Below are 24467 nucleotides of genomic sequence, written 5' to 3'. Positions count from 1 at the left end.
CGGCAGCCATGACCGACCTAGCCAAGATCTACGATCAGACCCTTTCCGCGTTCAACGGGCGGGAATGGCAGCGCGTGCTCCAACTTGGCATGCCGCTGCTGCGCACAATGTCGGAGAACGCCGGGCTGCACTACATGCTCGGCGTGGCGTCCCTGGAGCTCGGGCAGCTTCAGGCCGCTGCGCGGCACATGGGCTATGCGGCCACGCTGGAACCTGGCAACAGCCTCTACGGCAGCCAGTTCGCGCGGATACTGTCTGCTTGCCATCTCACCGCGGAGGCTCTTGCCGAGGCTGATCGCACATTGGCGCTGGCGCCCGCCGACGCCATGCAGCTCGATACACTGGGCGTGGTCTACACGCTGGCCAACGCGCACCAGAAAGCATGCGAGGCGTTCACCCGCGCCACCACGCTGGCTCCGCATAGCGCGCACTACCACTACAACCTGGCATCGTCACTGATCGCCATGGGGCGCCTGGACGACGCCGAGCGCGAACTGGAAACCTGCATAGCGCTCGATCCGAGCGCCTGGCGCGCGCACTTCACCCTGGCGCACGCGCGGCGACAGACGCCTCAGCGCCATCACCGCGACCGCCTGGAGCAACGGCTTGCCGACGCCGCCGACAATGACTTGGCGCGGATGTACATGCAGCTGGCGCTGGCCAAGGAGTGCGAGGATCTGGGGGACTATGGCGCCGCATTCGATCACCTTTCCAAGGGCAAGGCAGCCGGCGGGCGGGGACGCGGCTATCGCCGCGAACGCGACCGTGCGCTCTTCGACGCGCTGATCAAGGCCTTTCCTGGAACGGATGCCGCCGCCGAGGGACACGACAGCGGCGAGCCGTTGTTCATCATCGGCATGCCCCGCTCCGGGACCACGCTGGTAGAACGCATCGTCAGCAATCATCCTGACGTACAGACGGCGAGCGAGCTGCAGAATTTCGGCCTGGTCCTGAAGCGTCTGTCGGGCAGCCGCACGCCGCTGCTGCTGGATGAAGACACCATTATGCGTGCGCTCTCGGTGGACCCGGCACAACTGGGGCGACATTACATCGCGAGCACACGGCCGGGCACCGGCGCTCGTCCGCGCTTCATCGACAAGCTGCCGCAGAACTTCCTCTATGCAGGCTTCATCGCACGTGCATTGCCAAACGCACGGATCATCTGCCTGCGGCGCGACCCCATGGACACCTGCCTGAGCAATTTCAGGCAGCTTTTCAGCCTGACGACACCGCACTATGACTACTCGTTCGACCTAGAGGACACCGGGCACTACTACGTGGGATTCGATCGCCTGATGGCCCATTGGCAGCGCGTGCTGCCCGGTCGCATCCTCGAAGTCGACTACGAGGCGCTCGTCGACGACCAGGCGGGCCAGTCGCGACGCATCATCGACTTCTGCGGCCTGGACTGGAACGACGCCTGCCTCCATTTCCACGAAAACAGTTCGCCGGTGTCGACCGCAAGCGCCGTACAAGTGCGCGAGCCCATGAACCGTCGGTCGCTGCAACGCTGGAAGCGCTACGGCGCACCCATGGATGCCCTGCGCCTCTTGCTTGAACACGAGGGCATCGCCGTTCGTGACTGAAGATGAACCGTGCAACAAAAAGGCCCCGCACGTGCGGGGCCTTTTTGCATGGCAACGTCGGAAGCGGCTTAGAACTTGTAGTTCGCTTCGACGTAGTACGCGCGGCCGTACACGTTGTAGTTCGTGTCGTTGTACGCCGATGCCGTGGTGCCCGGGTAGCTGTGATCTTCCGGCGGCATCTTGTTGAACACGTTGTTGACCAGGAACGACAGACCCAGGTTCTTGATCGGGTTGTAGGTCACGCTGGCGTTGTAGATGATCCACGGAGCCAGCCTGCCGGTGCCTGCCACCGTATAGTTGTCGGCCACGGTCGCCAGGTAGTTCGGCGTCGAACCGTAACGGTTGAAATACACCGTGCCGCTCCACTGGTCGTTCGGCGTCCACGTCAGCGAGCCGTTGACCTTGGTCTTGAAGTCGGTGCTGTAGTACGGATGGCGCAGCACGTCGATCAGCGGGTCGCCCGGGTACTGCTGGATCTGGTGCTTGAGCACGTCGCTGTAGGAGGTGTCGAAAGACATGTTGCCCAGGCTGCCCATGCTCCAGCCGTAGCTGAACTCGGCAACGAGCGCATTGTCGCGCTCGCTCGCCACGTTCACCTTCGGCGTCAGGATCGACTGGATCTGGCCCAGCAGCGCCGGATTGGTCGAGATGTTGCGGGTGATCTTGGCGAACGCATTCGCGCACGTGGGAGAGTTCTTGTCGAGCGTGCCGATATCGCACAGGTATTCCGCCTGCGAGAGCTTGTCGGCGTCTTCGATCGCCACCTCATTGGTGATGTTGTAGTGGTAGTAGTCCACGCTGAAGGACATGCGTGCGACTGGCGACCACACGAAGCCGTAGCTCCACACGTTGGCAGTGATCGGCTTCAACGCCGTATTGCCCGACTGCTCGCCGTGGTACTGGGTGTTGTCGTACGGCGCCGGGCAGTTGGCAATGTCCGCGGGCGAATGGCCCAGCCGGGCGCAGTTGAGATAGTCGGGAACGAAGGCGTAGTAGCCGCTCTCGCCCTGGAACTCGTCCGACAGCGTGGGCACCTTGAATGCCGTGCCATAGCGGCCGCGCAGCAGCAAGGATTCGAACGGCCGGTATTCCAGGCCCAGGTTGTAGGTGCCATGGCTCACGTCGTGGCCATCGACGCTGTAGCTGTCGTAACGGCCCGCGGCGTCCAGCGTCAGCTGGTTGAGCAGCGGCAGGCGCAACTCGGTGGTGAGCGCGTAGCGCGAGCGGTGGCCACCGCCCTGCACGTCCGAACGACCCCAGATGTCGCCATCGAGCAGGCGCTGGTCGGGAACGTAGGACCAACCCTGGTTGCCGCCTTCGGCCACCACCGCGATACCGGCGTCGCCACCCGGCAGCACGAACAGCGAACTGTTGGTGACCTGGCCGCGGATCATGTTGTCCCAGGTCTTCGCATTGGTCGTGGTGTAGCCGGTCATGGCCTTGAAATCGGCCGGCGAAATGGTCTTGTAGAAATTCGCGTAGTTCGGCGAAAAGACCGGATAACTGTTGTAGTACGGGTCCAGGCCCTGCTGCGGACCCAGCACGTTCTTCTGGAAGTAGGCGTCCATCGCGCCGGCGAAGCGGTCGAAGTTGCGCACTTCCAATTTGTCGTCCGAGTGGGTGAAGCCGAGGTCGTAATCCCAGTTGGACTGGCCGAAGGTGCCCTTGGCACCCAGGGTCAGCATGTAGGAGTTCTCCGTCTGCTTGTCCATGATGTTGTGGAAGCCGCCCACTTCCTCCGGCGCGAATGCGCGCTGCAGCGACACGAAGTCGTCGAGATTCGGATCGTAGAAGGCGTTGCCGAAGTCGCTGCTGCCCCACCAGGTGTACTGCGCACCCGAGGTGAACTTCTGCTCCTGGTAGTTGTAGAGGAAATCACCGTACAGCTGCAGGTTCTCGTTCACGTCGAACGTGGCGTGCGTATAGACGTTGGCCGTCTTGGCGTCGTTCTTCAGCGTGCGGTAGCCCGGCGAATAGAACGTGCCGCAATAGGTGCGTCCGCCGCTGCGATGCTGCAGGCCTTCCGTGCCGTGGAACAGGCTGGTGGTGTTGGAGCAGTTGTCCGGATCTTCAAAGTAGTAGTGACCGGAGAACGGGCTGTACACCAGGAAGTCGCGCGAGGCCGTGGCGGCGCTGGTGCCCTTGGTGAAGTACTGCTTGGTCAGGTCGCGATCGAAGGCCCAGATCGGCTGCGAACTCTCGAACTGTCCGCCGGCGAGAATATTGAGTTTGCCCACGTTCCAGCTGTCGGCGAAGCTGATGCGGCGATCGGCGCCGCCGCCACCGGAATACCAGCCGTAACGGGCATCGATGGTCGGCGCATCGATCTTCTTCTTGAGCACGATGTTGATCACGCCGGCGATGGCGTCCGAACCGTACAGCGACGACTGGCCACCTGGCAGGATGTCGATATGATCGACCATGTCCATCGGGATGCCGCTGAGGTTGTTGAACGAATCGCTGCCGTTGTACAGCGCCGGGAAGTTGCCCAACGGGCGACCGTCGATGAGGTACTTCACGAAGCCCACTGGCAGGCCGAATATGCTGAGCGTCTGCGCACCCTGGGTGAAGCTCGCGGATGTACTGGCGCCCTGCACGCTACCGGTGGCGAACGAGGATTGCTGCAACGCTTCGGCGACGGAGTTGAAGCCGCGCACCTTCATGTCTTCGGCGGTGATCGTGGTGACCGGCGCCGACGTTTCGATCTGCGATTGCGGAATGAGCGAACCGGTGACGGTCACGGCCTCGAGCTTCTTGGCCTTGTCGCTCTGCGCGGTGTCCTGCGAACTCGACGTATCTTGCGGGTCGGGCGTTGCGGTGGCCGCATAAGCGTGCGAATAGGCCAACGCCATGGCTGCCAGCACGGCAACCGTGAGCTTAGACTTCAACATGTTGTCTCCCCAAGTAAAGCAATGATGTCCCGATCGTTGCTGCCGCACTTCAGAACACGTGGCGGCTCCCTCCCGACACGGTTCCGTCGTAGAAAAATCCTTACGACAGCGGCACCCCATTGAGTTACGGCTAGCTGAATTGGCCGCAAGATCAGGTGTAGCACGGAACAAAATTTTTACTCAACCGTTTGTTTTTGCGATATCGCAAGTGCATGATTTTCCGCAAAATTCGCGAGAAAATGTGACAGGAAGCATGTAGGGCTTTTCCTACAATTGCATCTCAAGAGGCTCCGGCGCCTCCTTCTGCGCGCCAAAAGCAAGAAGCCCTGCCACGGAATGGCAGGGCTTCTCTCTCTTGTCAGCTAGGCAAGGCCGCGTGATCGGATCGTCGGCAGATCAGATCAACCGCTCCGCCTCCAGCTCGCTCTTCAGATAGGCGTAGTAGATCGGCGCGGCGATGAGGCCGGCGAGTCCGAAGGCGGCTTCCATCAGCAGCATCGCCACCAGCAGTTCCCATGCGCGGGCGCGGATCTGGCCGCCGACGATGCGTGCGTTGAGGAAGTACTCGAGCTTGTGGATGAGGATGAGGAAGCCGAGCGCAGCGACGCCGACGCCGAGGGAAATGGAAAGTCCCGCGATGGTGATGGCGGTGTTGGAGATGAGGTTGCCGATGACAGGCAGCAGCCCGGCGATGAAGGTGACTACCACCAGCGTTTTCGCCAGCGGCACATGGATGTCCATCAACGGCAGCACGCCGAGCAGGAAGATGGCGGTGAATGCGGTGTTGAGCAGGGAGATCTTGATCTGCGCGAACACGATGTTGTGGAACGCCTCCGCCAGGCGCTGCGCGCGCAGGCCGAGCGCCGCGGCGAGTGGGCCGACCTGGTGCGCGGGCCGCGTGCGGCTGAGCGCCACGATGGCGCCCAGCACCATGCCGATCAGGATGTGCACGAACACGCGCGCCGCTTCCTTGCCGATGGTCTGCAGGCTCACGGAATGCTTGCGGGTCAGTTCCATCGCCATCACGCGCAGATCGTCCACGCTGTCGGGCAGCCAGCCGACGACCGTGGCTGGCAATTGCTCGCGCGCCTTTTCCACCAGCGGCATCAGCTGCTGTTGCCAGAGCAATTCCGGGTTGCCGATTTCGTTGCGCAGGAAGCTCACCGCGCCGAGGATCAACAACACTAGCAAGCCGACCACGATGGTGCCCAGCAGGGCCACCACCAGCACGCGGGCGCGATCGCTGGGTACGCGCTTGCCCAGCAGGGGCGCGGTGGACTGCACCAGTTCGTAGACCAGCAGGCCCGCAAACAGCGCCGGCAGCAGGCGCAGCCCCAGCACCAGGACGAGGGCGATGGCCGCCAGCACGTAGCTCGCGATGCGGATGGCGGGTGACGGCGCGGGAGCGATCGGGGCGGGTTCCATGCAATTTCGTGCGACGGGGGATGGGCGGAGTCTGTCAGCAGCGCCTGAGCGCTGCCAGCCCCGGCTTCTTTCCTACACTTGGCGACGTCGAGCGCCTACGCCAAGGGCATGGACATGCCTCTGTCGTAAACTTGTTCGATTCTGCGCGCTTTGTTTATCCGGGAATCCACCATGTCCGTACGTCTGCCGGCGGCGCTTGCCGCCTTGATCCTGCTTGCCGGTTGCACCAGCGGCTCGCCCACCAAGCCCGCCGCACCGGCCGCCTCCTCGGCGCCAATTACGGTCCCCGTCGCCACCACGCCCGCCGACGACAACCTCAATGCGGTGGCCTGGAGCCAGACGGCGATCGAGCACGACCTGATCTACCTGCAGACCTATCGCGACGCCCAGTCGCGCCTGCTGGCGGCGCTGGCCGACAAGCAGTGGGACGCCCTGCCCAAGGACGACCGCGTCGCCCCGGCCAAGGGCCTCAAGCCGGCCGTGGTGCTCGACATCGACGAAACCGTGCTGGACAACTCGCCCTACCAGGCCCGCCTGGTGAAGAGCGGCGGCGAGTACAACGAAGCCGACTGGGCCGCCTGGTGCAACGAGCAGCGCGCCCGCGCCTTGCCCGGCGTGGTGGCCTTTACCCAGTTCGCCGCCGAGCACGGCATCGCGGTGATCTACATCTCCAACCGCGCCAAGGATCTGGATCAGGCCACGCTGGCCAACCTGCGCAAGGAAGGCCTGCCGGTGTCGGGCCCGGATGCCTTCCTCGGCCTGGGCACGTTTGTCGAGGACTGCGAGCAGATCGGCACGGAGAAGGGCTGCCGCCGGCAGCTGATCAGCCACAAATACCGCGTGTTGATGCAGTTTGGCGACCAGATCGGCGATTTTGTCACCGTACTCGCCAACAACGCCGAGGGTCGCCAGAAGGCCATGAAGCCCTATATGGACTGGATCGGCACCCGCTGGTTCGTGCTGCCCAACCCGACCTATGGCGCATGGGAGCCGGCATTGTTTAATAATGACTGGACGGCCCCGCGCGACGAGCGCCGCCGCCAGAAGATCCAGTCGCTGCGTTTCAACTAATTGCGATTCAATAAAAACAAAGACTTACGCAGCACAAGCTAACGTATTGCTTTAAGTTTAACGGGGAAGTAAGATCCTCCCCGCCAACACCTGCTGACCTTGATAATTCCGCAGGCAAGGCCATTTCCCTTCCGGCTCTGCCGGATTACCCCGCGAGGCCCAACGCCCGCGGGGTTTTCTTTTGGCGCTCCCGCTCCCTGCCCATGAACAGGCTCTAAGGAGTACTTGAGCCGCCTCTCAATCCCGGGTTCCGGCTCTTGTTCACCTGGAGCCGCGGCCCTTACGCTCCGCCGACCGCCCCGCGCAGGCCGCCGGGCCATTCGACAACGAGACCCCATGCGTCGCTCATCCGTCTTCTACGCCGTTGGTGCGTTTATTGCCCTGCTGGCGCTGGCCACGGCCACCGCGTTGTTCATGACCACGCACAAGCCCGGGCCGCCGCCCGTGGTGGTGGGCGGCGACACGCCGGAGCAGTCGGTCCAGCAGTCGCTGGCGCTGATCAAGGTGGGCGACTTCGCCGGCTTCTGGAAGCATGCCCTGCCGCCGGCGGACTACGACACGCTGCGCGCCGACTGGACCCGCCCGCGTCCTGACGAACATCCGCTGACGCCCGAAGAGCGCGCCGACTTCGTCAAGAACATGCAGCAGCTCACCGAACCGGACGCGGAAACCAAGCTCTACGCCCTGGCCCGGCCCAAGCTGGCGCAGTTGCAGGCGCAGTACCAGGACCAGGTGCCGGTGATGATCGGCATCTTCCAGGCCATTGCCGCCACCGGCGTGTCGCAGAGCAAGGAACTCACCAACGTGCAGAAGCAGCAGGCCACGGCGGTGATCAACGTGCTCGCGCCGTGGGCGCAGAAAGTGCCATGGTTCGACCAGGCCCGCGCCAAGCAGGCCATCGGCGTGGCCGTGGCCACCGCGCGCAAGCTCGACCTGAAGACGCCGGAGCAGCTGAAGGCCATGGACTTCGACACGGCCATGCAGAAGTACAGCATCGGCTTCCTCGGCATCAAACAGGCGCTGGCCATCTATGGCCTGTCGATCGACGAGACGCTGGACTCGGTGAAGATCACCACGGTGGACAACCGCAACGGCCATGCCCACGTGCGCATCGACTACACCCTGCTCGGCCAGCCGCTTTCCACCGAGTCGGACCTGATCGAACAGGGCGGCCGCTGGTACAGCCAGGACATGCTGCAGAACGTGCGCGAGGCCCACGAGCGCCTGCTCGCACCGCCGGCACCCGCGGGCAGCGTGCCCGCGCCGGCCGCCACCGCCGCCGCCATCCAGGCGATGACGCCGGCGCCCGCCGGCAAGCACTGAGCCGGGCGGCAGAACACCTTGTTTACGATCGCTCCGGTAAAAGGCCGGAGCGATGCGCGGGCACTCTGGCCGGGTCGCAGGGGGAAACACTTGCAACCCGCAAAAACCGGATAAACCCGGCCCACCAGTTACAATCAGTAAATGCTGAATATGTCGACCACGGACACCTCCGCCCGTAGCCGCGCGCCCTGGTGGTTCAACCTGGCCGGGCAGTTGCTCGAACCCTGGGTGCGCATCCGCCGCGATCCCGCCGAACCCGCCACGCTGCTCGAGCCGGGCGTGCCGGTGTGCTACGTGATCGAGCGCGACGGCCTCACCGACGGCCTGATTCTGGAACGCGCCTGCCGCGAAGCCGGCCTGCCCACGCCCCTGCAACCGCTGGCGGGAACGCGCCGCAAGCGCTCGGTGGTGGCCCTGGCCCGCCGCGACAGCCTGATCCTCGGAAGCAGCCGCAAGCGTTCGCCCACCGACGCGCTGGGCCAGCTGGTCCGCCTGATGGAAGGCGACCCGGAACGCGACGTGCAGATCGTGCCCGTGTCCATCTACGTCGGCCGCGCGCCCACCCGCGAATCGGGCTGGTTCAGCGTGCTGTTCTCGGAAAACTGGGTGGTGGTCGGCCGCTTCCGCCGCATGCTGGCCCTGCTGCTCAACGGTCGCGACACGGTGGTGCATTTCTCCGCGCCGGTTTCGTTGCGCACGGTGGTCAACGAGTCGGGCGACCTGCGCCCGGAACGCCTCACCCGCAAGATAGGGCGCGTGCTGCGCACGCATTTCCGCCGCATCCGCGCGGCCGTGATCGGTCCCGACCTGTCGCACCGCCGCACCGTGGTCGACTCGGTGTTGAACGCCGAACCGGTGCGCGCCGCCATTGCCGCGACCGCCACCAAGGAAAACATCAGCCAGGCCAAGGCGTGGCGCCGCGCGCACGACATGATGATGGAGATCGCCGCCGACTACTCGCACCCGGTGGTGCGTTCGGCGTCGTTCCTGCTCTCCAACTTCTGGAACAAGCTGTACGACGGCATCGCCATGCACCACTTCGAGAAGGCACGCGCCGCCGCGCCCGGCCACGAAGTGGTGTACGTGCCCTGCCATCGCAGCCATGCCGACTACCTGCTGCTGTCCTACCAGCTGCACATGTCCGGCGTGGTGGTGCCGCACATCGCCGCCGGCGTGAACCTCAACCTGCCGGTGATCGGCCCCATCCTGCGCCGCGGCGGCGCGTTCTTCCTGCGCCGCAGCTTCAAGGGCAATGCGCTGTATTCGGTGGTATTCAACGAGTACGTGGCGCAGCTGATCGACCGCGGCGTACCGATGGAATACTTCATCGAAGGCGGCCGCTCGCGCACGGGCCGCCTGCTGGCGCCGCGCGCCGGCATGCTGGCCATGACGGTGCGCGCCTTCCTGCGCGCGCCGCGCCGCCCGGTGCTGTTCCAGCCGGTGTACATCGGCTACGAGAAGCTGATGGAAGGCAAGAGCTACATCGGCGAACTCTCCGGCAAGCCCAAGGAGAAGGAATCGCTGCTCGGCCTGCTGCGCGGCCTGAAGGTGCTGCGCCAGCGCTACGGCCACGTGGCGCTGAACTTCGGCGAGCCGATCGAGCTCAACCCGCTGCTCGATGCCGCCAGCGCCGACTGGCGCGCCGCCATCGACGATCCGGAGGCCAAGCCCGAATGGCTGGGCCGCGTGGTGGATCAGCTGGCCGATAAGATCCAGATCAACATCAACCGCGCCGCGGATGTGAACCCCATCAACCTGCTCGCGCTGGCCCTGCTCGCCACGCCCAAGCACGCGATGGCGGAGAACGACCTGCTCTCGCAGCTGGAACTGATGAAGGCGCTGCTGGAAGAGCTGCCCTACTCCGACCGCATGACCATGACCTCGATGGACCCGGCCGGCATCATCGCCTACGGCGAGCAGATGGGCTGGATCCGCCGCGTGCGCCATCCGCTGGGCGACGTGCTGGTCACCGAGGACGAGCAGGCGGTGCTGCTCAGCTACTTCCGCAACAACGTGCTGCACCTCACCGCCACGGCGGCGTGGGTGGCCTCATGCTTCCTCAACAACCGCCGCATGTCGCGCGCCTCGGTGCTGCGCCTGGGCCGCATCATCTACCCGTTCATCCAGGGCGAACTGTTCCTGCCGTGGGATGCCGATGGCTTCTGCCAGCAGTTGCAGGCGACCATCGACTTCTTCGTGCGCCGCGGTCTGCTGGAAGCCACCGGCGAAGGCCGCGTGCTGGAGCGCGGCCCCGGCCAGGACGATGCGGCCTTCCAGCTCAAGATCATCGCGCGCAGCCTGATCCAGGCCTTCGAGCGCTACTACATCACCATCGCCGCCTTGGTGAAGAACGGCCCGCACACGCTCACTTCAGCGGAACTGGAAAACGCCTGCACGCTCACCGCGCAGCGCCTGAGCCTGCTCAACGAACTGTCCGCACCGGAGTTCTTCGACAAGGCGCTGTTCCGCGGCTTCATCCAGAAGCTGCGCGAAAACCGCATCGTGTGGACCGACGACGCCGGCAAGCTCGACTACGACAAGGGCCTGGAAGACATGGTGCGCGACGCGCGCGTGATCCTGGCCCGCGAAGTGCGCCACTCCATCCTCAAGATCACCCCTGGTGGCGATGGCGAGAAGGAAGCGCCGGCGGAAAAGCCGCTGCCCACTGACGCCACCAGCGAGGCGCTGCACGAACGCCATGTGGCGGCCGAGCATCATGAGCATGCGCTGGTGGAGGCGACGGTGGTGGAGGAAGAGGCCGGCGAGCCGCACGATAAGCGTTAGTCTCCCGCTTCTACGCTCGTCATCCCGGCGCAGGCCGGGATCCAGTAGCGATGCGATTCGGTTTTCGCAGAGCATCCAGCGGTCCGCGCTTTGGCGAAAACCTGGCGATACGGCTACTGGATCCCGGCCTGCGCCGGGATGACGGCTCTTTTGCCGCGCACGGCATATGGAAGCCCGTGTTGTGGGCCTTCCCTCCATAGGCAGTTCGTCATGGGCCCACCCGGCCCCACTGACCCTATGATGGCCGCTCCATCCGGGGAGCCTCATCATGACCAAGCGCGTTGCCTTCGCCATCGCCGCAGCCCTTGCGCTGCCCGCCGCCCTCGCCGCCGAACCGGCCCAGACCGCGCAGCCCGCACAGACCATTACCGTGCTGCAATGCGCGCGCATGCTCGATGCGGCGGCAGGAAAGATGCTGGGTCCGACGACGCTGGTCATCGAAGGCAAGCGCATCAAGGAGATCAGGCCCGGCGCGGACCCCAAGCCCTCGCAGGATGCGGCCGCGGCGACCGGCGCGAACGTCCACGTCGCCATCATGGCCGACGCCACCTGCCTGCCCGGCCTGATCGATTCGCACACCCACCTCACCGGCGAAACCAGCCCCACCGGCTACACCGACCAGTTCCGCTGGAATGTCGCCGACTACGCCATTCGCTCCACCGTCTACGCCAGGCGCACCCTGCTCGCCGGCTTCACCACCGTGCGCAATGTGGGCGACCAGGCCAACGAATCCATCGCGTTGCGCAACGCGATCAATGCCGGCATCGTGCCCGGCCCGCGCATCTTCACTGCCGGCAAGGCCATCGGCACCACCGGCGGCCATGCCGACCCCACCGACGGCTATCGTTCCGACCTCGCCGGCGACCCCGGCCCGAAGGACGGCATCATCAACAACGTCGACGACGCCTACAAAGCCATCCGCCAGCACTACAAGGACGGCGTAGACGTCATCAAGATCATGCCATCCGGCGGCGTGCTCGATGAAAGCAGCAGCGCCGACAACGCGCAGATGACCATCGAGGAGATCAAGGCCATCGTGAGCGCCGCCCACGACTACGGCTTCACCGTGGCCGCGCACGCGCACGGCGCCGAAGCGATCCGCCGCGCCGTGCTCGGCGGCGTCGACTCCATCGAACATGGCACCTTCATGAACGACGAGGACATGAAGCTGATGAAGGAACACGGCACCTGGTACGTGCCCACCATCATCGCCGGCAAATACGTGCAGGAAATGGCCGCCAAACCCGGCTACTACCCGCCCCAGGTCGCCGCCAAGGCGATGCAGGTCGGCCCCATCATCCAGGCCACCGCCGGCAAGGCGTACAAGGCCGGCGTGAAGATCGCCTTCGGCACCGACGCCGCCGTCTACCCGCACGGCCAGAACGCCAAGGAGTTCGAATACATGGTGCAGGCCGGCATGCCGCCGATGTTCGTGCTGCAGGCCGCCACCACCCACGCCGCCGAACTGCTGCACAAGCAGGACCAGCTGGGGCAGATCGCGGTGGGCCGCGTCGCGGACGTGATCGCGGTGCCGGGCAATCCGCTGGACGACATCACCGTGATGCAGAAGGTGGAGTTCGTGATGAAGGAAGGGACGATCTACAAGGAGAGTGGCAGGCCGGCGATGTGACGCGCCGCCGGTCCTTCCGCTGGAGGGGCACGAGGAGAAACAGCCGCCCACCAGGAATCCCATGCCCCCAATCCGTTACCATTAGCCCATGAGCGACCAACCCCAGACCACCCATTTCGGTTTCCGCGACGTGCCCGTCGCCGACAAGCAGAAGCTCGTCGGCCAGGTGTTCACCTCCGTCGCGCGCAACTACGACCTGATGAACGACCTGATGTCGTTCGGCATCCATCGCCTGTGGAAGCGCCATTTCGTGGCGATCAGCGGCGTGCGCCGGGGTGATCGCGTGCTCGACCTGGCCGGCGGCACGGGCGACATCGCCGCGCTGCTCAAGCCGGTGGTCGGCGGCGAGGGCGAGGTGGTGGTGGGCGACATCAATGCCGCGATGCTCGGCGTGGGGCGTGACCGCCTGACCGATCGCGGCCTGGTCTCGGGCCTGCGCTGGGCGCAGCTCAATGCCGAATGCCTGCCGTTCCCGGACAACAGCTTCGACGCGGTGACCATGGCCTTCGGCCTGCGCAACGTCACCGACAAGGACAAGGCGCTGGCGGACATCTGCCGCGTGCTCAAGCCGGGCGGCCGCGCGCTGGTGCTGGAGTTCTCGCGCGTGCAGAGCGACCTCTTCAGCAAGCTCTACGATTTCCATTCGTTCAAGGTGCTGCCCAAGCTCGGCCAGCTCTTTGCCGGTGACGCCGACAGCTACCAGTACCTTGCGGAATCGATCCGCAAGCATCCGGACCAGCAGACGCTGAAGGGCATGATGGAACGCGCGGGCTTCGGCCGCGTGGACGTGCGCAATCTCAGCAACGGCATCGTCGCCATCCACCGCGCGTACAAGTTCTAGCGTTCACCCGCGGTCCTCATTGGAAGAGGCCATCTCATGCGCGTTCTGGTCACCGGGGCTTACGGCTTCATCGGTTCGCATATCGTCGCTGCACTCTCCGCCGCCGGCCACGAGGTGGTGTGCGCGGTACGCGGCGCGCGCGTGGATTCGCGTTTTCCCGGTTTGCGCGCCGTGGCCTGCGACATGTCGCGCGACGTGGCGCCGGAAACGTGGCTGCCGCGGTTGGAAGGCATCGATGTGGTGGTGAACTGCGCCGGCATCCTGCGCGAACACGGCAGCGACCGTTTCGACACGGTCCACGTGCGCGCCCCGCAAGCCTTGTATGAAGCCTGCGTGCGCGCGGGCATGCGTCATGTCGTGCAGATCTCCGCCCTGGGGCACGCCGACGATGGCGAGTTCATCGCCAGCAAGCATCGCGGCGACGCGTTGCTCGCGTCCATGCCCTTGAACGCCACGATCCTGCGCCCTTCGTTGGTCTACAGCGCGCGCGGTTCGTATGGCGGCACCTCGCTGTTGCGCGCCATGGCGGCCATGCCCGGCGTCATCGCCGTGCCGCGCGCCGCCGTGACGCCTTGCGTGCAACCCATCGCGGCGGAGGACGTCGCGCTGGCGGTGGTGGCCGCACTATCACGGCGCGCTGACGGCGCGGAGATCCTGCAACTGGTCGGCCCAAAGGCGATGGGGCTGGCGGAATACCTGCAGCACTGGCGCCGCTGGCTCGGTCTGCGCGCGGCGCGGCTGTGGATCGTGCCGACGTCGCTGGTGCGCATCGCCTGCCGCATCGGCGAGCGCCTTGGACAAGGCCCGCTCGGCGAAACCATGCAGCGCATGCTGGAGCACGGCAATCTCGGTGACGCCGGCGCACTGACAACCATGCGCGAACGGCTCAACCTGTCGCCTCGCACGCTGGAGCGCGCCCTGGCCGAAGCGCCCAGCCATGTACAGGACCGCTGGCACGCGCGCCTCTACCTCGCGCTGCCGCTGCTGCGCGTGACGCTGGCCCTGTTGTGGCTGGCGTCGGGCGTGGTCGGCTGGACGCTTTCGGCCGATGCCGTCGCCGCCTCCGCGCAGGGCGGACCGTTGTCCGCAGAAGCCTCGCTGGTGCTTGCGCGGGCCACCGCCACGCTCGATCTGCTGCTCGGCGCGCTGTGCCTGCTGCGCTGGCGGCCGCGGCTCGTGCTGGGCGGCATGCTGCTGATGCTGCTGGGCTACACCGTCGGCATTGGCGCGATGTGGCCAGCGCACTGGCTCGATCCGCTGGGCGGCCTGCTGAAGAACGTGCCGCTGATGGCGGCCATCGCCGCTCTGCTGCTCACGGAGGAAAAGCGATGACGGCCTATGTGCTGCTGAAACTGGTGCACATCCTGTCGTCCACGCTGCTGTTCGGCACGGGCCTGGGCACGGCGTTCTTCATGTGGTTCACCTGGCGCACCGGCAACGTGCAGGCCATTGCGGCAGCGTCGCGGCTCACCGTGCGCGCGGACTGGTGCTTCACCACGCCAGCGGTGATCGTGCAGCCCATCACCGGCATCGCACTGGTGCACCTGATGGGTTTTCCGTGGAACAGCCCTTGGCTGGTCGCGGCGATGGTGCTGTATGCGCTGACGGGCCTTTGCTGGATACCGGTGGTGGTGCTGCAGATGCGCGTGCGCAATGCGGCCGCGCTCGCCGTGCGCACCGGCCAGCCGTTGCCGGCGTGTTGCGCGGTGTGGATGCGCTGGTGGTTTGCGCTGGGCTGGCCGGCGTTTCTGGCCGTGATGGGCATCTTCTGGATGATGGTGGCGAAGCCGGCGCTGTGGGGTTGAAGCGGCTTGGTCTAAGCGCTTCACCGTTCCTCGCCCGTGTCTCACCTCACCGTCATCCCAGCGAAAGCTGGGATGACGGTGAGGAAACCTGGAGCACTTCAGCCCACCACCACGACGCACCCCAACAACTTCTTGCGATACAGCACCCATCGCCACCCAGTGGCATAGTGCGAATTCACCCCACGCGAGCCACCCCATCGTGAGCATGCGCCATCGCCCTCTTGCCGCCTTCGCCGCCCTGCTTGGCGCGTTCGGGCTGGCGCTGCAGCTGTGGTTTTCCGTTCGCCTCTCGCTGGATCGCGGCGATACGGCGTGGCAAGGCGTATGGGTGTACCTGGGCTACTTCACCATCCTCACCAACGGGCTGGTCGCCGGCGTGCTGACCGCCGCGTCGTTCGATACGCGCAGCGCGCTGCCGCGGTTCCTGCAGCGACCGGGCGTGCAGACGGCGGCGGCGATGAGCATCGTGATCGTCAGCGCCGTCTACAACCTGATGCTGCGCCAGTTGTGGAACCCGTCGGGCTGGATGCTGGTGGCCGACATGATCGTGCACGACATCATGCCGCCGCTCTATCTGCTGTACTGGTGGCTGGCGGTGCCCAAGGGCAGCCTGCGCTGGTCGCAGGTGATCGCCTGGCAAAGCTATCCGGCGGGCTACTTCGCCTACGTGCTGCTGCGCGGCGCCGTGAATGGCTGGTATCCCTACCCGTTTCTCGACGTGAAATCCCTGGGCTACCTGCAAGTGCTGATCGATGCCGTCGCCGTGCTGGTGGCGTTTGTCGTGGTGGCACTGCTGCTCGTCGCGCTTGGCCGGTGGCAGGCGCGACGTCGCAGCGATGCCGTGGTGGAAGCGGCCTGATCGGGCCTCAGGTGTCGAGGATCAGCAGCGTGCCATGGCTGCCGGCCTCCACGCTGTGCGGCGTGCCCGCAGGGATCACGCACAGCTCGCCCGCGCCCACGCGCACGGTGCTGCCGTGGATGCGCAGCACCATCACGCCATCGAGCACGAGCAGGCCTTCGTCATCGTCGTGCACTTCTTCCGGATAGGCCGTTTCGTCCATGCGCACCAGCTTCAGGCGCGCGCCGCCGAACTGCGCGAACACGCGCGAGGACCAGGCTTGCGGCAACTGCGAGGCCGCATCCAGCAAACGGATCGGCGTCATGGCTTCAGCACTGTTTGGCAGGAGTGGCCGCCACGGATGCGGGCGCCGCAGCGCGCCGGCGCGCATTGGCCAGCACCACGCCGCCCACGGTGATCACACCGCCCACCAGGGTCAGCAAGGTCGGGCGCTCGCCCAGCCACACCCAGCCGATCAGCACGGCGATGGGCGGCGAGAAGTAGATGAAGCTGCTCACCTGCGAGGCAGGCGCACGATGCAGCGCGGCGTTCCAGGCGATGTAGCCGATGAAGGTAGGCGCAATGCCCAGCCACAGCAGCGCGGCGATGTGCGCAGACGGTGCGTGCGCCAGCGCCTGCGGTAACCCAAGGCCAAACGGCAGCGCGCCCAGCGTGCCGGCGAAGAAGGTGAAGCCGGTGACGCCCAGCATGCTGTTTCGGGCGAACAGCGGCTTCTGCCCCACGAAGAAGATGGAGCATGCCACCACGCTGACCAGCACCATCGCGGCCATGGGTTCCACCTTCACGTCCTTGCCGCTGGTGAGCACCACCACGACCACGCCCACCAGGGCCACGCCCAGCCCGGTCAGCGTGCGCGGCGACAGGCGCTCGCGCAGCCAGATGGCCGACAGCGCCGCCGTGGTTGCCGGCACCAGCGAGATCAGGATGGCCGCCGTGCCGCTGGCCACGCGGGTTTCCGCCGTATTGAGGCACAAGTGGTACACGGTGAGGCCGATGATGCCGAGCAGCGTCAGCACCGGCCAGTCGCGCCGGGCCGGCAGCGGCACGCGCTTGACCGCCAGCAGCACGGCAAAGCACAGCGAGCCGATGGCCAGGCGCGCCAGCGCCACTTCGCCCGGCGTGAACGAGGCCAGGGCATAGGCGATCGCGGCATAGGCCGACGACCAGGTGAGCAGGGCGATGCCGATATAGGCAAGGGCACGCCCGTCCAGGCGTTCCGGGGTTTGCATGGGACGGTTTTCCGATGGGGAATGCTGCGCATCGTAAGGTTCGGCGCGGTGCGCTTGAATGATGAATCAGCGTAGGATGGCGATGTTTCGCCAACGAACGAAATGTCCATGAACGCTGCCACCTTTGAATCGAAACCGATCTGGGACGCCACGGACTGGCTGCTGCTGGAGGCCCTGCAACAGGACGCCCGCCTGGGCTACGCCGAACTGGGACGCAAGGTGAAGCTCTCCGCGCCGGCCGTGGCCGAGCGCGTGCGGCGGCTGGAAGAAGCCGGCGTCATCGCCGGCTACCGCGCCGTGCTCAACCCGCGCAAGCTGGGCTACGAGATCGACGCGATGATCCGCCTGCGCTGCGACGGCGGCATCTGCGCCCGCGTCGGCGCACTGGTCGCGGATATCCCCGAAGTGCTGGATTGCCGCCGCCTGGCCGGCGAGGACTCGGCCCTGCTGCGCGTGGTCGCCATGTCCATTCCCCACCTGGAAACCGTGCTGGACCGCCTGCTGAAGATCCACGCCAGCATCAGCACGACCACCCTGGTGGTGCTGCAGACGCCCCACGAGAACCGCCCGCTGACCCGCACCATGTGGAACACGGCGCGCGCCCTGCTGGAGGAGTAGTTCCCGTCCTTCCGCGCTGCCCATCGCGGCGCGGAGGGAAGCGGCCAACAGGACGGCACACATCTTGCTGACGCTGGAAACCACCAGCACCCGCAGACTCAGCCGTCCAGACGCCCATGGAACCTGTCGCACTCAGCAAGATCATGGACCTCCTGTGGGACGCCATCTGCGTCGTCGACGCGGAGGGTCGCTACGTGTTCGTCAGCGCCTCGTACGAGCGCATCTTCGGCTACCGGCCCGAGGAAGTGATCGGCCGGCGCATGATCGAACTGGTGCATCCCGACGACCGCGAAGCCACGCTGGAGGTGGCCGCGGCCATCATGGCTGGTCATCCGCAATCGCACTTCCAGAACCGCTACATCCGCAAGGACGGCGCCGTCGTGCACATCATGTGGTCGGCGCGCTGGTCGGAGGCGGACCGCGTGCGCATCGCCGTGGCGCGCGACATCACCGCGCTCAAGCGCGCCGAGTCCATGACGTCGGCGCTGCACGCGATCTCCGAGGCCGCCCACACCGCGGACAACCTGCCGGCGCTCTATGAAGAGATCCACCGCATCATCGGCACACTGCTGCCGGCCAACAATTTCTTTGTCGCGCTGTACGACCCGCAGCACGCGGAACTGAGCTTTCCCTACTTCGTGGACGAGCGCGACCACACGCCGCCCTCCCTCAGCCTGGACTCGGGTACGCTCACCGCACAATTGATTCGCAGCGGACAGGCCTTGCTGGTCACACCGAATGCACCGTCCGATCCATCGCTGCCCATCATCGGCACCGACGCGCGGCACTGGCTGGGCGTACCGCTGTGTTCGCAGGGCGCCACGGTGGGCGCTTTGGTAGTGCAGAGCTATTCCGATGCCACGCGCTACACCGATTCGGACAAGGAACTGCTGCAGTTCGTGTCCACCCAGGTGGCGGCGGCCATCGAGCGCAAGCAGGCGGAAGAACGGCTGCATCACATCGCGCGCCACGACCCGCTCACCGACCTCGCCAACCGCGACCTGTTCCACCAGCAGTTTGAAGCCGCGCTGGAGAACGTGTCGCGCTTCGGCGGCAACCTCGCCCTGCTCTATATCGACCTGGACAAGTTCAAGCAGGTGAACGACCGCTTCGGACACCACACCGGCGACCTGCTGCTGTGCGAAGTCGCGCAGCGCATACGCGGCCACCTGCGCGAAGGCGACGTGGTGGGCCGCATGGGCGGCGACGAGTTCGTGGTGCTGCTGTGCCGGCTGCAATCGATTGCCGACAGCATCAGTGTGGCGGAGAAGCTGCGTGCGGCCATCCATGCGCCTTTCCGGCTGGCCGACCGCACGCTGCGCGCGTCGACCAGTGTGGGCGTTGCCACTTATCCACTGCATGGGCAGAGCACGCGCGAGCTGATGCGCGCGGCCGACGCCGCGATGTACCGCGTCAAGAAAGACGGCGGCAACCGCGTGAACGTGGCGGATGCGCAGGACGGCAAGATCTAGCGCGCAGTAGTGCACGTGCATTCGCAGGTTCTAACGTCACCGGATCAAGGGAACCCTGAAGCAAAGAGCCGGTCTACTCAGGCTGGTCGCAACGCGCGCAGACATGCATGCGCATGTTTCGTGGGGGCAACGGGCTTGGGTCAAGGGTGACATGCAGCGTTCTGGATTGACCCGGCAGCGGCAGGACCGCGATCGCACGCGCGGCCTGGCGTGGCTCGACAGCGAGACACAGGAAATCCTGGGCCGCCGGCGCTGGCGACAACCACCGCTGACCCGCCCGGCGCTGACGCTGGCACTGCTGATCGTAGTGGTGTTGCACGCGCTGTTCGCGCTGGCGCTGTGGTACGAGATGCAACCCCGGGCGCCGCGCATCGTCGAAATGAACAGGGAGCAGGCGTTGATCGTGCGCCTGATCGATCATTCCAGCGAACCGCGCATCGCGCCGCCTCCGGCGCTGCCCGAGCTTCCCGCGCCATCCGCCCCGACACCGAAAGCGCCGGCCGCCCGCGTCGCGCCGGTCACGCATGAGCCGCCTCGCCGCGACGCGATGGTGGTGCAGGATCACCAGGCGGTTCCCGCCACGGCGGCCACCGTGGCAACGCCGTCCTCGATCAGCCTGTTCGCGAAAGACGGTTCCATCCGGATCCCGCCGTCCACCGCATCGAGCACGGCGACCGCAAGCGCGAGCACCGATCAAGCCAAGCCTGCGGACGATCGCCAGATCATGCAACACGACAGCAACCGCATGAAGTACAAGGCCACGCGGTTCGAGAAATACTTCCCGCCGCCGAACGAAACAGCCGGCGGCGCGGTGGGACGCCATATCGGCGATGTGATCAACGAAGTGGTGAAGAGTACCTGCGATCCCGCCAAGCGAAGCACCGCGACCAACCTGCTGTGCGGCGCGCCACCCCTGCCCCCTTCCGAGAAAAACAAGGACGAGCGGCTCAACCTGCCGCCCGCGCCGCTGGTCAGGAATCCGAATCCTCCCGCGACGCCGCCCTTGTCGAGCTGCATCGACGAGTACCGGGCCGGCAAACCGCTGTCCTACGGTTGCCCGGTGGATACGCCCGACCTGGCCTTCAAGGCCGAGATGCGCGAGTGCATCGACCTGTACCGCGCGGGCAAGCGCTTGAAGACATGGTGTCCCGCGGACACCGCCAGGCGCGCCGCGGCCGAGCCGCCTGCGGCAGCGTCGAGCGCCGGAGCGCCTTGAATACGGCATCGTCGTGATGCATGCCGGGCGTCGAGCGAGTGGGATATCCTGCGGGCTTGCCAGGCCGAGCCCTCGGCAAAAACCGATTTGCCGCAATTTCTTGCACACAGCTTTTACCGCTCGTTCGCGCAACCAACCGTCGTCGCGTCCGCCAGCGCCCCGCGCGGACACGAAGCCAGCATGGGGCACTCACACAAACCGGGAGCATATCGATGGAGCGGCGATGGATACTCTTGCTGGGTCTGAGCCTGCTTTCCATGGTCGGCACGGCATCGGCCGACTCCGCGCCACCGCCGGGACACGTCACTGGCGTCGGCGGCATCTTCTTCAAGGCCAAGGATCCCAAGGCGCTCGCCGCGTGGTATCGCGACGTGCTCGGCCTGCCGGTGGAAGCCTGGGGCGGCGCGGCGCTGCACTACGACGCGCCCAAGCACCCGCCCGTGCTGGCGTGGAACGCGTTCCCCGCGACGACGAAATACTTCGCACCCTCGGAGAGCGGCCTGATGATCAACTACGCCGTCGACGACATGGACGCCCTGCTCGCGCGGTTGAAGGCCAAGAACGTCACGGTGATCAAGCGCGATGACAAGGATCCGAACGGCCGCTTTGCGTGGATCCTCGATCCCGAGGGCAACAAGGTCGAGCTCTGGGAACCCAAGCGCTAGAAATGCCCTTCGTAGCCCGGATGGAGCGGAGCGGAATCCGGGAGGGCGAAGCCTGCGGTTGTCTTCGCGCCTAGGCACCATGCACCGCGCGATCCCGGATTCCGCTGCGCTCCATCCGGGCTACGTCGGCTACGGTCGCTACGGTCAACGCGTTGGTGGAAGCTCCACGGCATGGATGGCTACCGGCAAGCGGCTGCCCTGCTCGAACGGCGACGGCGGGGTGATCTCCACCTGCATCACATACGGCTGCGCCGCGCGATTTCGCTGCACATGGATCGCCTGACTGGCGATCTCCTTCGTGCCCGATGCGGCGCCCGGCAGTTCCAGCGGATAGCGCTTGCCGTCGATCCATAGATCCACGCGCGTGCGTTGCGGCAGCGGCGCGTAGCTGACGATGCACGTGTAATCCGATGCCTGGGCATCGATTTTCCACGTCAGCTTGTAGAGCGTGGCGGGATCTTCATAGCCTTCGCCGTTGTAGTTGAGATAGTGCGAGGCTTGTTCGGGCTGCAGACGGAAGCGGCCGTCGCTTGCGGCGGCGATGGCCTTCGAGCGCACGTGCAACGTGCCCTTGAAAGGCAGCACGATGACGGGCATGAAGTAATCCGCTTTCGCGTCGCCGGAATTCGATGGCTCCAGGGCGAAACGATCCAGCGGGATGCTTGCGCCGCCGTCGTCGTGGCGCACGTCCACTGCGGTTTCGGGCGCGCCGAGCCGATAAGCACGGCCGAGTTCGGTGTCGATGAGGCCGGGAAGGCGAAGCTGGTGATCCGCGGGCGGCTTCGCCACGAACAGGTAGATCGCGTGCGATCCCAGCGTCGCGTAGCCAAAATCCAGCGTGTCGAAGGGCTGCTTGCGCGTGTTGTAGATGGCCTCGCCGTTGCGCTTCAGCCACGCGCCGATGCCATGCAGCACCTGCGCTTCATACGGCACCACGGAGCCGTCGCCTTCGGGCCCGATATTGAGGATGTAGTTGCCGCCCTGGCTAACCACGCGCACCAGTCGCGTGATGTTCTCGCGGATCTTGCCGGGCAGATCGTTCCGCTGCTGCCAGGATCGATAGCCCCAGGTCTCGGGGAACATCGACGCGGGCGCCTGCCACGGCAGTTCCATGCCCACTTCGGGCTCGCTGTTGTCGCCCATCACGGCGAAATCGCCGCGGCTGTTCCAGACGCGCCCGGAGATCATCGTCTGCGGCTGCAGGGCGTGCACGGTCTGCGCGAAGTGCGTGCTCTGCGCGGGCGTGGGCTTGCCCATGTCGAACCAGATTTCCGAGATGGGGCCGTAGTGGCTCATCAGCTCCTTCAGCTGCGCAACGTTGAATGCCTCCTGCGCCGGCGTGATCGGATTGCTGTTGCCTTCGATATACGTGTTGCCGCCCGGATGGTGCCAGTCGATCGTGGAGTAGTAGACGCCGAACTTCAGGCCCGCCCGCGCGCAGGCATCCGCCAGCTGCTTGACGATGTCCTGGTGATACGGCGTGCCGTCCACCGTGTTGTACGGCGTCTGCGCCGTCTGGAAAAGATTGAAGCCGTCGTGGTGCTTGGCCGTGACCACGATGAACTTCATGCCCGCGGCCTTGGCGAGCGCGGCGATGGCGTCGGCATCGAAGTTCACGGGATCGAAGCGGCCCGCCAGCGCTTCGTATTGCGCGGGCGGTATCGGCGCGTTCGCGAGAATCTGCTCGCTGTAGCCGTTGTCCACGCGATGGCCGTCCCACATGCCACCCGCGAGCGAATACAAGCCAAAGTGGATGAACATGCCGAACTTGCGGTCCTGCCATGCATCGATCGTCGCGGCGCTGGGTCCGGGGCCGGGTGGCGGTTGCGGTTCGTCCAGCGGGCGCCGCACCGGCGTGGTCCCATCGACCATGGGAGAGGCTGCCGGCGCAGCCGTCACGCCTTGCGACAACACCGCCATGGCCATGCCGGCCAGCAGACACCGCATGACTGCCTTCCTGTCAGCTCTGTTCACCCTTCGCTCCGCTCGCGTTGCCGCAACCCATGGACGCTGGCCGACGTGCGCGAAACACGTATTTGGATCGATCCAGCTTCGATGTCCAAAAAAAGGCCATGTCGTAATGGCCCCGATAACTCGGCTGGACTGTAACCCGGTTTCGCAGCGCGATGCTTGTTGCGTTGCAGAAACGCGCATTCGCCCTTTGCGGTATAGCCGTCCAAACAGGAGAGCGGAGCGCCATCGCGCCCCGCTCCTTCCCTGCGATCACTTCTTGCCGTGCGAGGCCTGCTCGATGAGCTTGGCGACGACTTCCGGCTTGGAGACATAGATGGCATGGCTGCCTGCGGTTTCCACCACTGTCGCGCCTGCGCGCTTGGCCATCATGTGCTGCGCCTGCTGCGGGATCATGCGGTCGTCGCGGGTCACCAGATACCAGCTGGGCTTGGACTTCCACGCCGGCACCGTCACCTGCCCGGCCAGCGCCTGGACACCCCACGGCACCTGCGAATCGGCCATGAAGCTGGCTTCGGCGGGGGACACGTCGCCAGCGAAGGCGGCCGCGAACTTCGCGCGATCCAGGAACAGGAAGCCATCCTGCGGCGGCAGGATCGGCGGCTGCGCTGCGCCCGGCGGCGGGTTGGCGATCAGGCTCTGCACCGACTCGCCCGTATCCGGCGCAAAGGCGGCGATGTACACCAGGCGCTGCACCTTGGGGTCGGTGCCGGCTTCGGACACCACCACGCCGCCGTACGAGTGCCCGACCAGCACCACCGGGCCGTTCTGCTGGGCAATGGCGCGCTTGGTGACGGCGACGTCGTCGGGCAGCGAGGTGGTGGGGTTCTGGACGATGGTGACGTTGTAGCCGTCCTTCCTGAGGATGTCGTACACCTTCTGCCAGCCGGAACCATCCACGAAGCCGCCGTGCACCAGCACGACATTCCTGATGGTGTCCTGGGAGGCGGGCGCCACGTCGGTGGCGGCGTGGGCGGCGGATGCGAGGGTCATGGCGGCCAGGGCGGCGAGACCGAAAGCTTTGATCTTCATCAGAATCTCCAAAGGTTATTTGACGAAAGGAAGCGGGACGTACATCGCG

19 protein-coding genes are annotated in these 24467 nt (G+C 65.7%); 13 read left to right on the top strand and 6 right to left on the bottom strand.

Features of this window, described 5'->3' with window-relative positions:
- Window positions 1–8 precede the first annotated feature (8 nt).
- Complete coding sequence (locus tag BDW41_RS20440; RefSeq protein WP_074551939.1) at window positions 9–1586, top strand: sulfotransferase; 1578 nt, start codon at window positions 9–11, stop codon at window positions 1584–1586.
- A 68-nt stretch (window positions 1587–1654) separates the two neighbouring features.
- Here the strand turns inward: BDW41_RS20440 and BDW41_RS20435 are convergent, their stop codons facing one another.
- The gene (locus BDW41_RS20435; RefSeq protein WP_074551940.1) at window positions 1655–4477 is read right to left on the bottom strand and encodes a TonB-dependent receptor; all 2823 of its coding nucleotides are present in this window, start codon (window positions 4475–4477) and stop codon (window positions 1655–1657) included.
- A 396-nt stretch (window positions 4478–4873) separates the two neighbouring features.
- Entirely contained in the window at window positions 4874–5902 is a 1029-nt protein-coding gene (locus BDW41_RS20430; protein ID WP_074551941.1) for an AI-2E family transporter, read from the bottom strand.
- Window positions 5903–6073: 171 nt separating this feature from the next.
- Between BDW41_RS20430 and BDW41_RS20425 the strand changes: the two genes are divergently transcribed.
- From BDW41_RS20425 to BDW41_RS20390, 8 genes are all read left to right on the top strand, one after another.
- On the top strand, window positions 6074–6973 hold the full coding sequence (locus tag BDW41_RS20425) for an HAD family acid phosphatase (RefSeq protein WP_074551942.1): 900 nt from the start codon (window positions 6074–6076) through the stop codon (window positions 6971–6973).
- Between the two features lie 336 nt (window positions 6974–7309).
- Window positions 7310–8296, top strand: a complete 987-nt coding sequence (locus BDW41_RS20420; RefSeq protein WP_074551943.1) for a hypothetical protein — start codon at window positions 7310–7312, stop codon at window positions 8294–8296.
- A 150-nt stretch (window positions 8297–8446) separates the two neighbouring features.
- A complete protein-coding gene (plsB, locus tag BDW41_RS20415) occupies window positions 8447–11080 on the top strand; it encodes a glycerol-3-phosphate 1-O-acyltransferase PlsB (RefSeq protein ID WP_074551972.1) in 2634 nt (877 codons plus the stop codon).
- Window positions 11081–11348: 268 nt separating this feature from the next.
- On the top strand, window positions 11349–12710 hold the full coding sequence (locus BDW41_RS20410; RefSeq protein ID WP_083337799.1) for an amidohydrolase family protein: 1362 nt from the start codon (window positions 11349–11351) through the stop codon (window positions 12708–12710).
- An 88-nt stretch (window positions 12711–12798) separates the two neighbouring features.
- Window positions 12799–13551, top strand: coding sequence for a bifunctional demethylmenaquinone methyltransferase/2-methoxy-6-polyprenyl-1,4-benzoquinol methylase UbiE (gene ubiE / locus BDW41_RS20405; protein ID WP_074551944.1), 753 nt, complete (start codon window positions 12799–12801; stop codon window positions 13549–13551).
- Window positions 13552–13587: 36 nt separating this feature from the next.
- Window positions 13588–14883, top strand: a complete 1296-nt coding sequence (locus BDW41_RS20400) for an NAD-dependent epimerase/dehydratase family protein (protein ID WP_074551945.1) — start codon at window positions 13588–13590, stop codon at window positions 14881–14883.
- Entirely contained in the window at window positions 14880–15356 is a 477-nt protein-coding gene (locus tag BDW41_RS20395) for a DUF2269 domain-containing protein (protein ID WP_074551946.1), read from the top strand. Before BDW41_RS20400 ends, BDW41_RS20395 begins: the two co-directional genes overlap by 4 nt.
- A 205-nt stretch (window positions 15357–15561) precedes the next feature.
- Entirely contained in the window at window positions 15562–16215 is a 654-nt protein-coding gene (locus tag BDW41_RS20390) for a Pr6Pr family membrane protein (RefSeq protein ID WP_074551947.1), read from the top strand.
- A 7-nt stretch (window positions 16216–16222) separates the two neighbouring features.
- On the opposite strand, the gene BDW41_RS20385 is transcribed toward BDW41_RS20390, so the two are convergent.
- Together BDW41_RS20385 and BDW41_RS20380 are read right to left on the bottom strand one after the other, a co-directional pair.
- Window positions 16223–16519, bottom strand: coding sequence for a cupin domain-containing protein (locus BDW41_RS20385; protein WP_074551948.1), 297 nt, complete (start codon window positions 16517–16519; stop codon window positions 16223–16225).
- A 4-nt stretch (window positions 16520–16523) separates the two neighbouring features.
- The gene (locus BDW41_RS20380) at window positions 16524–17444 is read right to left on the bottom strand and encodes an EamA family transporter (RefSeq protein WP_074551949.1); all 921 of its coding nucleotides are present in this window, start codon (window positions 17442–17444) and stop codon (window positions 16524–16526) included.
- 108 nt (window positions 17445–17552) lie between these two features.
- Here BDW41_RS20380 and BDW41_RS20375 point away from each other — a divergent pair, with 108 nt between their 5' ends.
- From BDW41_RS20375 to BDW41_RS20360, 4 genes are all read left to right on the top strand, one after another.
- Complete coding sequence (locus BDW41_RS20375) at window positions 17553–18062, top strand: Lrp/AsnC family transcriptional regulator (protein ID WP_074551974.1); 510 nt, start codon at window positions 17553–17555, stop codon at window positions 18060–18062.
- A gap of 116 nt (window positions 18063–18178) precedes the next feature.
- Window positions 18179–19534, top strand: coding sequence for a diguanylate cyclase (locus tag BDW41_RS20370; RefSeq protein ID WP_074551950.1), 1356 nt, complete (start codon window positions 18179–18181; stop codon window positions 19532–19534).
- Window positions 19535–19685: 151 nt separating this feature from the next.
- On the top strand, window positions 19686–20750 hold the full coding sequence (locus tag BDW41_RS20365; protein ID WP_233496969.1) for a hypothetical protein: 1065 nt from the start codon (window positions 19686–19688) through the stop codon (window positions 20748–20750).
- A gap of 212 nt (window positions 20751–20962) precedes the next feature.
- Window positions 20963–21415 carry a VOC family protein gene (locus BDW41_RS20360; protein WP_083337800.1) on the top strand — a complete coding sequence of 151 codons (453 nt, stop codon included), beginning with the start codon at window positions 20963–20965 and terminating at the stop codon, window positions 21413–21415.
- A 144-nt stretch (window positions 21416–21559) separates the two neighbouring features.
- On the opposite strand, the gene BDW41_RS20355 is transcribed toward BDW41_RS20360, so the two are convergent.
- Together BDW41_RS20355 and BDW41_RS20350 are read right to left on the bottom strand one after the other, a co-directional pair.
- A complete protein-coding gene (locus BDW41_RS20355) occupies window positions 21560–23362 on the bottom strand; it encodes an alpha-L-fucosidase (RefSeq protein ID WP_233496967.1) in 1803 nt (600 codons plus the stop codon).
- 276 nt (window positions 23363–23638) lie between these two features.
- A complete protein-coding gene (locus BDW41_RS20350) occupies window positions 23639–24418 on the bottom strand; it encodes an alpha/beta hydrolase (RefSeq protein WP_199535399.1) in 780 nt (259 codons plus the stop codon).
- Between the last annotated feature and the right edge of the window lie 49 nt (window positions 24419–24467).

Source organism: Dyella sp. AtDHG13 (assembly GCF_003201105.1).
Lineage (GTDB): Bacteria > Pseudomonadota > Gammaproteobacteria > Xanthomonadales > Rhodanobacteraceae > Dyella > Dyella jiangningensis_B.
Note: the sequence above shows the minus strand (reverse complement) of the source record. Positions and strands in the feature narration are given on the sequence as shown.